4 protein-coding genes and 1 pseudogene are annotated in these 10,938 nt (G+C 60.6%); all 5 read right to left on the reverse strand.

Going from position 1 to position 10,938, the window contains the following annotated elements; translation table 11 throughout:
• Nucleotides 1–127: 127 nt before the first annotated feature.
• Nucleotides 128–3,079: an Ig-like domain-containing protein gene (locus A3714_RS15180; protein WP_231866179.1), complete on the reverse strand. Its 2,952-nt coding sequence runs from the start codon at nt 3,077–3,079 to the stop codon at nt 128–130.
• Nucleotides 3,080–3,093: 14 nt separating this feature from the next.
• Nucleotides 3,094–4,452 carry an OmpP1/FadL family transporter gene (locus tag A3714_RS15185; protein WP_062815338.1) on the reverse strand — a complete coding sequence of 453 codons (1,359 nt, stop codon included), beginning with the start codon at nt 4,450–4,452 and terminating at the stop codon, nt 3,094–3,096.
• Nucleotides 4,453–4,797: 345 nt separating this feature from the next.
• Nucleotides 4,798–8,016, reverse strand: a complete 3,219-nt coding sequence (locus A3714_RS15190) for an Ig-like domain-containing protein (protein ID WP_062815337.1) — start codon at nt 8,014–8,016, stop codon at nt 4,798–4,800.
• Between the two features lie 12 nt (nt 8,017–8,028).
• The gene (locus A3714_RS15195; RefSeq protein WP_062815336.1) at nt 8,029–9,384 is read right to left on the reverse strand and encodes an outer membrane protein transport protein; all 1,356 of its coding nucleotides are present in this window, start codon (nt 9,382–9,384) and stop codon (nt 8,029–8,031) included.
• A gap of 319 nt (nt 9,385–9,703) precedes the next feature.
• Nucleotides 9,704–10,938: pseudogene (locus A3714_RS18110) on the reverse strand (hypothetical protein); the annotation flags it as partial.

A 10,938-nucleotide genomic window follows, 5' to 3' on the forward strand; every position in this document is an offset into this window, starting at 1 on the left:
TGGCCGGATGTCTGATCTGATTCGGAGAGAAAAAGCGGCCGCACCCGCAGGGCAAGCAGACGACCGCTCCCACAGTCCAGCACCGGGCTGAAATGTGGGAGCAGCCATTCGACTGCGGGGACGGCGGTTACTTGATGGACCCGCTCTGGTAGGTCAGGTTGACACCGCCAGCAGGAATCTGCAGGTCGATGGTGGCCGCGCCGCCGCCAATGCTGACATCAATGTTCTGGGCATTGAGGCTGAGCAGGCCAATCACCAGGCGCCCGTCGGGCAGGAACGTCAACGGACCTCTCAGCTGCAGATCGTTGAGCTCCAGGCTGTGCAGGTTGTGCGGCAGCCCCAGCGGCGCTTCCATTTCCGGGGCATCCAGGAATAGATCCAGGGTGGTCTCAAAGGTCAGTGAATTGCCGTCGTGACGGATATAGCCGCGCACCGGTTCGGTACGATTACCATTGCCGTCATCCGCATAACGGGCCCGCATCACCAGCGGCTCAGTGGGCACTTCCGGCTCCACCAGGCCGAGAATCTGCGCATAGACACTGCTGTTGGTGGTCATCAGCACCGGCGGGTAGAGCAGCACTTCCACTGCCTGCTCGTCCTCGTTCCAGCCGAGGATATCCACGTTGATGCCACCGTTCAGGTAGGTGAACTTTTCTTCGGGACAGCTCTGGTTCAGTGGGCAGCCCACGTTGGCGCCGGTGGCCAGGCCGCCAGTGTCGGTGACAAACAGGGAGGCCGCATTGGTGGGCGTGGGGTACTCGCCGCTGCCCGGCGGGTCTTCCACCGCTTTCTGTTCATCCGCGTCCAACTCGAAGTTGGCATTCACATCCGCCTTGGGCAGGTTGCGCAGCGGCAGGAACACATTGCCCGTGGCCGGGGCGCCGGTGAAGGCGATGGCCATGTCCGGACCGCCCTCATTGGCGGCCGGGGCCAGCAACTGGGCGGTCTGCAAAGGCATACCGGCCAATGAGCAGATCACCCCCTGGCCGCAGCCGGTGCTGGCGTGGGAGCCGAGGACGTACTGGTACAAGACGCCCTCTTCCCAGGGCTGCGCGGGCATCACCGTCAGGCTGCGGCTATTGCGCGACAGATAGGCCGGCACCGTTTCCAGACAGTTGCCGCCGGCATCAATCTTCTCCACCCGGACACTGCCCTCCCCGCAGGCCTCACCGAGCACCATGCTGGTGGTATCCATATCCTGGGAAAACTGGACCTCAATGGGGCGGTTGGCGGGCATCTCGACCACTGGCAACAGATCGCCGGCCTGATTCTGGAAAGCGCTGGCGCACTGACCCTGGATACCGTTGCCCAGGTCCCGGCTCGGCGGGTTCACCGCGCAGGCAAAACCCGGGTACACGGTGGCGGCATAAGGGGTTCGCGGCGCATCCGGGCTGTAGTCGGGCATGCTGAACAGCAGGGTTTCCGGTGTGGCCGGGTTACCGTACAGGTCTTCCACGCCGTCGGTGAGCGTGACCTGATACTCGGTGCCGAATGCCAATGGCTGTTCCGGGGTGAGAATCAGCGAGGCCCCATCCAGGGCCCACTGGAACGGCACCGGCGCACCCTGGTCGGTGAGCATCACACTGACGCCGGCTTCAATGCTGTCCTGGTCCGGGGTCTCGCTCAGGTTGAGCACGATCGGATCGCCGGGACGGAAACGGTCGGCATAATCACCGGGTTGCCAGCTTTGCAGACTGGGGCCGGTGATATCCACCGGGGGCTCGGGGGCGTTTTCCTGATCCTGGTAGGACTCCATGTGAAAGCTGAGCACGCCAAAGGCGGTTTCGATACCGAGCACTTCCGGCTCCACCACACCCAGGGCGTCGATGATCATGCGCCCTTCTTCCACGATGGCGCGGCCCACCAGTTCCACCTGCACCAGACTCTGGGTAAAGGCGCCATTGGCGCGGGAGTCGGCAGTGGAAAAAGCCAGGTCCAGAGTCAGCATGATGCGGCGTGGCGCTTCCGGCTGTTCGCTGTAAGGGGCCGGCAACAGATAGCCGGTGGCATCGGACAGGAAGCTGACGGTCACCTCGCCGGAATCAAACCCGGCGGGCAGCTGGCCGCCGATCAATACCTCCAGCGGCTCACCGGACAGCAGCGATCCCTTGCGAATTCGCAGCGGCGAGGCATCCGGAAAGTTGGGGATAAACGCCAGGTCGGCAAACACATCACCGGACAGTTTCGATACCGTGGTGTTACCCAGCAGGCGGGCAATCAGCGGGACACAGTTGATCGGCGCACCGGACAGCGGCGACAGCGTCACACCATCCTCGTTGCAGCCTTTGACCGGATCGGCCGCCATGGCTTCCAGGGCCAGGGTTTCGCGGGGCTCGGAGTCCTGCGGGTTCACCGCAAACTCGGTGTCGCCGCTCAGGGCAGTGCCAAAACGGCTACTCAGGGCCGCATCCAGCACCAGTGTATAGGGCTGGCCCGGTTGCAGGTCGGCGGCCGGGTCCACGCTGAGACGGTTACCGCCGGCCAGGGCCGTGGCCTCAACCAGGGCGCCACCACTCGCTTCCAGTCTCACGGTGGTGCCGTAATCCACGGTGGCCGCATCCAGCGGCTGACTAAACTGCAGGTGCAGGGTGGAAAAATCCATCAGCGGTTGCGCCTGATCACCGGATGGCGCAACCCGCGTGACCGTAAACGCCTGGGCCTGCTGCTGCTCGCTGGCCGGCCCCTTGCCGGCACTGGCGGTGGTGAAAGCCAGCTCGCCGTCACTGAAGCCGGCCAGAGTCATGCCTGCCAGTTCCAGCCGGTAGTCACTGTTGAACGCCAACGGCGCCTGGGGGGTAATCACCAGGGACCGCTCCTGGTCAGCCCGGGACAGCACCACATCCACCGGACCGTCCGGCCCGATCAGGCTCACATCCTGATCGTCCAGGGCGGGCGGCTCGGAAAACTGCACCACCACCGGCGCATGGACCGATACGCCGGTCTGTGCGTCTGCGGGATAGCTGTAGTACACCTGCCCTTTTTTGCGGGCACTGTAATCCACCGTTTGCTCACTGCCACCGCCGCCGCAGGCGGCCAACAGGGACGCGGCGGCAATCAGGGAAAATATGCGCAACATCATGCTTGCCTCCGCACTCAGAATTTCAGGGTCAGGGAACCACTGAAGACATGGACGTCACCGTCCGCTTCCACCCGTTCGCTGGGCTGCGGAAAGGCGGCGGACTGGGTGTCATAGATATCGAACTCCCGGGCTTCCAGCTTCTGGTATTGGTAGCCCACATCCAGGCGTACCGGGTAGGCCAGCAACCAGGGCTCCTTGAATTCAGCGGAGGCGCCCAGGCCCACAATCCACTTGTCGGTATCCAGATAGTTCACGTCCACGGAGGCATCGGAATCCAGCGGCGACTCGCTGAACGCCAGCCCGCCCCGCAGGGTAAAGGTATCGTTGAGGCGGTATTCCGTGCCTACTCGCGGGATCACCACATCCTTGAAGCGAAGCTGGCCCACGTCACCGTTAACGGTCTGGTCCTTGATGGTGTCGCGCTCGAACTCCTCTTCCAGGGCGGACCACTCCTGCCATTCCACACTGACGCCGGTGCGCCAGCGACCGGCCTGGTAGTGCATGCCGCCGCTGAGGATATTGGGCTGGTAGGAATCCAGGGTGTTGATAGCCAGCATCAGGCCCGGGCTGGAAATTACCCCGGGGATCACCGCATTGGCGTTCACTTCCGTCTTGGTATTGGAATAGCCACGATAGGCCAGCGCGGTTTCCAGACCATTGAACCAACAGTCGTCGCCTTCGGCGCAGAAGGTCTCGCCCCAATCCATGTTGATGCCGAAGATCGGCCGGATGGCGGGCTTGGCGGACACTTCCAGTTTTTCGTAGCGGGTGTTACCGGCCAGGTCCGTGGTGGCGGCCAGGTCGGCTTCGGCATGCAGGGTAATCCGGGCGGTGGCACCCACGTCGATCCCCCGCCACAGCTGGGTGGCGCCGCCCAGATTCAGAAACAGGGGCTGACGGCCATACTCGAAGTACTGCCCTTGCTGGGAGGTCTGGGATTCGAAGGCGAGCATTTCCTCACCGTATTTTTCCACGCCCAGCATCAGGCCCAGATAGAGCGGATGATCGTATTGGGTCAGCGAGGTGAGATCGGTCTTCATGCCGATCAGCACATGCTGGGAGGGAGAGTCCTGAATCACATCACCGTTCCGTACCGGCGCATCCGCGCCGCCCAGGCTGTTGGCGCGCAGCTCATGGTCCGCGTGCATGAAACCGGCGGTGAGTTCGCCGCGCGAATCCTTGGCCAGATAGGCCGGGTTGTAATAGGTGGCTGAGGTCTGGCTGTTGAACAGGCTCAGGGCCTGGGCGGTGGCCAGATCGAAAGGCAACACGCCGTAGGTGGTACCGATGTTACCCATGCTGCCCAGGGCAACAGACTGCATCAGCAGACCACCGGCAACGACGGCAGCGCGTCCCTTGAATGAAACAGACATTGTGCACTCCTGATTTCTTTTTCTGTGTCGCGGGGGGGTAGCGACAGGGGGATCACACCCTAATCAGGAGTCCACAGGCATTCACATAGGAAGAAAGCGGTAATCCGCGTCATTCGCGACACATATTCGTAAAATTGTTGGAAAAAGTGATGCAATTGGCAGTGAAAAGTAGCGTTGCGTCAGGCACGAATGTCCCAGAAAGTTCGGTACCGCGCCGCTCCGGGTCCGACTTCGCCTTGCCAGCAAGGTACCAACGGCTCGAGGGATCGGCTTCAGGGACTACAAAAAAAACGCCCCGGACAAGCCGGGGCGTTTTTCACGTTGCCAGGAACGCTTGCAGAGCGATCACTGAATGGACGCACTCTGGTAGCTCAGGTTGATGCCACCCGGCGGAATCTGCAGCAGCACCTTGCCGCCATCGAAGCCAGCCAGGGTGATTTCCAGATCCACATCCAGCGGTTCCTGATTCTGCAGAGCGATGAACAGGCGGCCATCGGGCAGGAAGTCCAGCGGACCTTCCAGCTGCACATTGTCGATGGGCAGGCTCTTCACGTTGTGCTCAAGACCCAGCGGCAGGCTCAGGGCCGGCGCATCGAACAGCAGATCGAACGGGATACGGAAGACCGGGCCATCCGGTGTATCCACGATAAAGCCTACCGGCGGTACCGTGCGCGGGCTGTTGGGATCATTGGGATCCTCCGGCTCGTAACGCACGCGCATGATGTTGGGGCCGGTGGAGGTGGGAATCGGTGCCAGGCCGATGTTATCCAGACCCACGGCTTCGATCAGATCCCCGAGTCCAGTGGCACCCAGCAAACCATCCACGATGTCCTGGGCAATATCACCGAGCACCGGAATCGCGCCAAGCAGGCCGCCTGTTTCATCGTCCGAGGTCAACCGCAGGCCGATTACCGCCGTGGCATCCAGATTGGTGAGCGCCACCGTGGTGGGGTAGATCACCACCGGCACACCCTGATTCTCGGCATCGAAATCCAGGATCTCGGTATTCAGCAACCCGGTCACGTACATGATCTTGTCGCTGTCACACTGGGTGGGCGTGCCGTCAGCCGGATTATCAAAACCACAGCCTGTGTTGGCATAGGCCACCAGCCCTTCACCACCAGTGCCACGGGGCACGATGAAGGTGGCATTGGCAGGCGTATCTGCCGGATCCAGGGTGTCGCCGGTGAGAACCGGTTCGTTGCTGTCGATCTGGAAGTTGTTGTTCACATCCGCGCTGGGCAGGTTGGCCAGTTCCTGGAAGATGGTGTCCGCAGCGGCTTCACCCCGGAACAGAATTTCCATATCCGGGCCACCCTCTTTCAGTCCGCCACCGAGCAGGGGAGCCGTTTGCAGCGGCAGGCCATCAGCGGAGCAAATACCGGCACAGCCGGTGCCGCCACCGTTACCCGCCATCACGTAGCGGTAGAGGGTCGCACCGGTCTCGTCCCAGGGCTGGTTCGGGGTAAAGGTGAAGCCACGGGTTTCCACGGTGAGCTCACCGTCCACATCAACCCAGGAACCGTTGTCGTCCGCTTGCACCATCACGGTATCGCCCAGCACCAGGGTGCTCGGGTCCATGTTCTGGGAGAAACGCACCTTGATCGGACGATTCGCAGGCAACCCCACGATGGGCAGCTGGTCAATCACCACCTGATCCGCTTCCGGGCTGGAAGACACACACACGCCCTGGGTACCGGCGTCAATTTCCGCCTGACTGGCCGTGCTGCTGGCACAGGGGAAGCCCGGGTAAACGGTGGACGCAAACGGCCCACGACGCACATCCTCGCCACCGTCATCCACCACGTATTCCGGCAGGGTGAAATCCAGGGAATTATCCCCTTCCAGGGAATCCAGCATCTGCAGCGGGTTGCCGGCCAAGTCGGTGATTTCCGGGGTGGTGGTCACCACATATTCGACCCCGTACTCCACCGGGCTGTCAGGGGTAATCACCAGCGCATTCCCGCTGAGTTCCCAGCTGAACGGCTCGGCAACACCACCTTTGGTGAGCATCAATGTGGTGCCCGCATCAATGCTTTGCGGCTCCAGCGCTTCGCTGAAGTGAATGACAATGGGCTCCCCCGGTTCCATGCGATCTGCCACATTGCCCGGCTGCCAGGACAATTCCGGACCGTTATCCCCATTCAGAACGGGAACGATGGGATTCACGGAATCAATCGGCTGGACCGGTGCATTTTCCTGATCCAGATAGGACTCCATGCGGAAGCTGAGAACGCCGTAGCTGTTTTCCACGCCCAGTACCCGCGGCTCCACCACAGTGATGGCATCGGTGTTGAGCTGGCCGTCTTCAATCAGGCCGGTGCCCACCAGTTCCAGATGCATCAGGTTCTGCGTAAAGGCCCCATTGGCGCGGGCGTCGGAGGTGGAGGTCGCCACATCCATCATCAACCGCAGCTGCTTGGGTGCATCGTCGCTTTCCGCATTGGGGTTGGGGAACAGATAACCGGTAGCATCGGAAATGATCTGTACCGTCACTTCCCCGGAATCAAAGCCCACCGGCACTTCACCGCCAATAAAGACTTCCAGCGCATCACCGGTAAGAATGCCGCCCTTCCTGACCCGCAGCGGGGTGACATCCGGGAAGTTGGGGGTAAACGCCAGCTCCGCATACACGTCACCGGACTGCTTGGATACGGTCTTGTCCTGCAGCAGGGTACCAATCACCGGCACGCAGTTGATCGGCTGACCGGTCAGTTCGGAGGTGATCACCCCTTCATCCAGACAGCCAAGGGAATCATCCGCCGGCGGTGCATTGGTCACCAGTACCGCCCGCTCACCGGTGGTGGGAGAGGTTGTGTCCTGGGGCACGGTGGAATGCGTAAAGCCGGCAATGGTTTCGCCGGACTGGCTGAGCACGCCGTTGACACCCAGCTCATAGGTCTGGCCGGGGGTCATGTCTTCCAGCGGGTCCACGGTAATCGCGGTACGGCCAACCAGCAGTTGTGCCGGCACCAGTTCGCCGTTGCTCATCAGGCTGACGGTGTCACCATAAACTGCGGTGGACGCATCAATGGGCTTGGTGGTGCGCAGCCGGAAACTGGAGAAATCCATGCTTTCGAACTGGTCGTCATCCGGGAAGATGGACTCCACTTCAAAGCTGGCGGCGGTCTGCTGGGTATCCAGCGGTCCTTCCAGAGCGGCGCGGGTAGTGAAATTGAGCTCGCCGTCCTTGAAAGTGGTGGTTTCACCGAGCACGGTGACGCCATTCATGACCACCGTGTAATCCGTTGCCGGAGACAGTGCATCCACAGGCGTCAGCACCACACCCCGGCCATCTGCCACGGATTCCAGGGTGAAGGCCACATCCGCGCCATCCGCATCCTGGAACACGAAATTATCTGCCGTGGCCGATACGGTATGGCTGAACTGTAAGGCCACAATGGCACGCGGTGCCACCTGGTTCTGGTCATCCAGCGGGTAGGTGTAGTGCAGGTTGCGTGCGTTGAAGGTGGGTGTATCGAAACTCACCCTGTCCTTGTCCCCGCCACAGCCTGCCACCGCAAGGGCGGTCAGTGCTGTCAGGGCGATATTATTCTTTTTCATGGAACACCTCCGTTAGAACTTCACCGTGATAGCGCCGGAAAACACATGGACATCGCCATCAGCGGTTACCACTTCATAGGGGTTCGCCACACCGGGACGGTTGGTGGTCAGCTCGAAATCCCGCTCTTCCAGTTTCTGGAACTGGTAACCGAAATCAAGGCGCAGCGGATAAGCGAGGACGGGCGGGTTCTGGATAATCAGGGATGAGCCCACGCCGACAATCAATTTGTCACTGTCCAGGTAGTTCACGTCCGGGGTCTGGATGCTTTCCAGCGGGCTTTCCTGATACGCCACACCGCCGGACAGAATCAGGTGATCGTTCACCGTCCACTCGGCACCGATACGGGGAACCACAATGTCCTTGAACTCGGCGAAGGCCTGGTCCTTGACCGTGTCGCGGGCCAGCTCATCTTCCAGGTCACTCCAGTTCTGCTGTTCTACGGTAACGGCAGCGCGGAAGTTGTCGGTGAAGTGATACAGCAGACCGGCACTGAAGATATCCGGCTGATAGGAATCGATGGTATCGATCAACACAGTAATACCCGGATCAATAACGGTACCGGGAATGGTCAGATTGGATTCCACCGCGGTGCGGGCCTCGGTGTGCCCGCGGAAAGCAAAAGCGGTCTCAAGACCGGTCCAGATGCCGCAGTCTTCCTTGCCGCAGAACACCTTGTCCCATTCCAGATTCATGGACAGCACCGGACGAATCACCGGCTTGGCAGACACGGTCAGCTCTTCGCGCTGGGTTTCACCGGCCAGGTTGGCGCTGGCGATCAGGGTAGCCTCAGAACGCAGGGAGATGTGTGCGGAGGCCCCGGTGGTAATACCGTTGGCCAGTTCGAGGCCTCCACCAAGGTTCAGGAATAATGGCTGTCGGCCGTAATTGAAGAACTGGCCTTCCATGCTGGTGCTGGAGTCAAATGCCAGCATTTCCTCACCGAATTTTTCCACCCCGGCAATAATCGCGAAGTAGATCGGATGTTCGAACTTGGTCATATCGGTGAGGTCGGTCTTCAGCGCAATGACCTGCTGCTGGGACAGGGTGTCATTCAGTATGTCACCGTCACGAATCACCGATGGGGCGCCCCCGCTGGGATTGCCCTGGCTGACGGCACGCAGTTCCTGGTCACCGTGCAACAGACCCACCGTCAGTTCCCCACGGGGATCGCGGGTCAGGTAGGCCGGGTTGTAATAAAGCGCTGATGCCTGGGGATTGAACATGGACAGACCCATGGCGGTCCCCACATCGGCAGGTAGCAGACCATAGGTGCTGGCCGTGTTACCCATTGCAGCGAAAGTAGGGGTCGACAGGGCAGTGCTGACAATGACAGCAGCTCCCCAACGGGCGAGGGTTTTCGTAGTCATAGCGCTTCTCCGGCTTTTGTTATTAGGGTTTTCGCCTCAGGTTAAGGTCCCAGGCGACAGGAGAACAATGCGTGAAGCTATGCAGCCTCTCACCTATTCCCCCCTGTGTGTATGCAACAAGTCAAACAAAACGCGAGTGCCAGCGCCGTTGGCAAAAAGTTGGGAATGGTTGAGAAAAGTTGATGGGAGCACCGGTATTGTTAAACGATGTAACCGGGGGGTTTCGGTTTGCCGTCGCCAGGGCGGCTATGTCACAGACAGGTAGAGGAGCATAAAAAAAGCCGGCCCGAAGGCCGGCAATGGCTTGGCAAGGAAGACGTTACTGCTTGATCGGCTCACCCAGGTACTGAAGCTTTACGCCGCCCGCCGGAATTTTCAGATAAATTTTCGGGTTAAGGATCAACACCGACAGATTCACGTCTACAGCGATATCGTTGCTGTTCAGCTGCTCGATTACCATGCGCCCGTCCGGCAGGAAAGTGACCGGCCCGGCCAGATTCATGGTCAGCGGATAGCTGTGCTGGTTATGGGTGCCATCCAGCAGGATGTGCATGTAGGGCGCGTCCAGATACAGGTCCACATCAGCACGAAACTCCGGCCCCTCCGGGGTTTGCACAATCCAGCCGGGTATCAGCCCCTGGCGCTCCCATTCGTCATAGACAAAGCTGCCATCCGGATGCTTTTTACCACAGAAATTATCCGCGTCTTCCGGCCAGGCCACACACTGGTAACGCATACGCATGAACTGGGTTTCTGTGGGGGTGTCGCTGTCAAACAGGCCGATAATTTTCACTTTCAGTGTCACCGATGATGCCTGAATCAGGGTGGGATACAGCCCGATCCTGACAGCCGGCCAGGCTTCAACGTCCGGTGTCGATGGATCATCGTAGGGTTGTGTGGCACCGATCACTTCGGAGTTGAGGCCACCGACCACATGAATGCCACACTGCTCCGGCAGATCACAGACCAGCGCCGGATCGGAGACCCCTCCTTCGCTGCCGTTATCGCCCTTGCTTTCATCAATGATCAGCGCCGTGGTATTGGCGCCGGGCTCACCGCCGTTGTAGCCGGGCTCTCCCGCATCAAAATGGCCATTGCCGTTCAGGTCCGCCGTGGGCAGGTTCTTGAGTGGCTGGAAGACACTGGCAACCGGTGCGCCGGCAACGAAGTGAAGATGCATGTCGGGCCCACCCATGTCGCTGTCCGGGGCCCGTAACAGAGCGGTCTGCAGACGCTTGCCATCGGTGGCGCAAATGGCCTCGCCACTGCGGCAATCATCCGGTTGCTGGGCGGATGTCTGATTGACGCTCATCAGGATGTAACGGTAATAGGCACCCTCTTCCCAGGGTTGGGACGGGGTAAAGACCAGGCGACGATTGCCCACCTCCAACTTGCCGGTCACACCCGCCTCACAGCGGTATTTGCGTTTGCCATCTTCGTCATAGCGCAGCGGGCGACCCGTGGCCGGGTCCAGCTCCACCTTTTCCACCCGGAAGCTGCCCACGTCACAGGCATTGGTATTTTCAAAGACCACCGATTCCGCGTCGATATCCC

This window comes from Alcanivorax sp. HI0007, assembly GCF_001635525.1.
Lineage (GTDB): Bacteria > Pseudomonadota > Gammaproteobacteria > Pseudomonadales > Alcanivoracaceae > Alcanivorax.

What these genes read in the sequence shown, in the direction of transcription:
- A3714_RS15180 (WP_231866179.1), bottom strand. Translation starts at nt 3,079, where the DNA reads ATGATGTTGCGCATATTTTCCCTGATTGCCGCCGCGTCCCTGTTGGCC.
- A3714_RS15190 (WP_062815337.1), bottom strand. Translation starts at nt 8,016, where the DNA reads ATGAAAAAGAATAATATCGCCCTGACAGCACTGACCGCCCTTGCGGTG.
- A3714_RS15185 (WP_062815338.1), bottom strand. Translation starts at nt 4,452, where the DNA reads ATGTCTGTTTCATTCAAGGGACGCGCTGCCGTCGTTGCCGGTGGTCTG.
- A3714_RS15195 (WP_062815336.1), bottom strand. Translation starts at nt 9,384, where the DNA reads ATGACTACGAAAACCCTCGCCCGTTGGGGAGCTGCTGTCATTGTCAGC.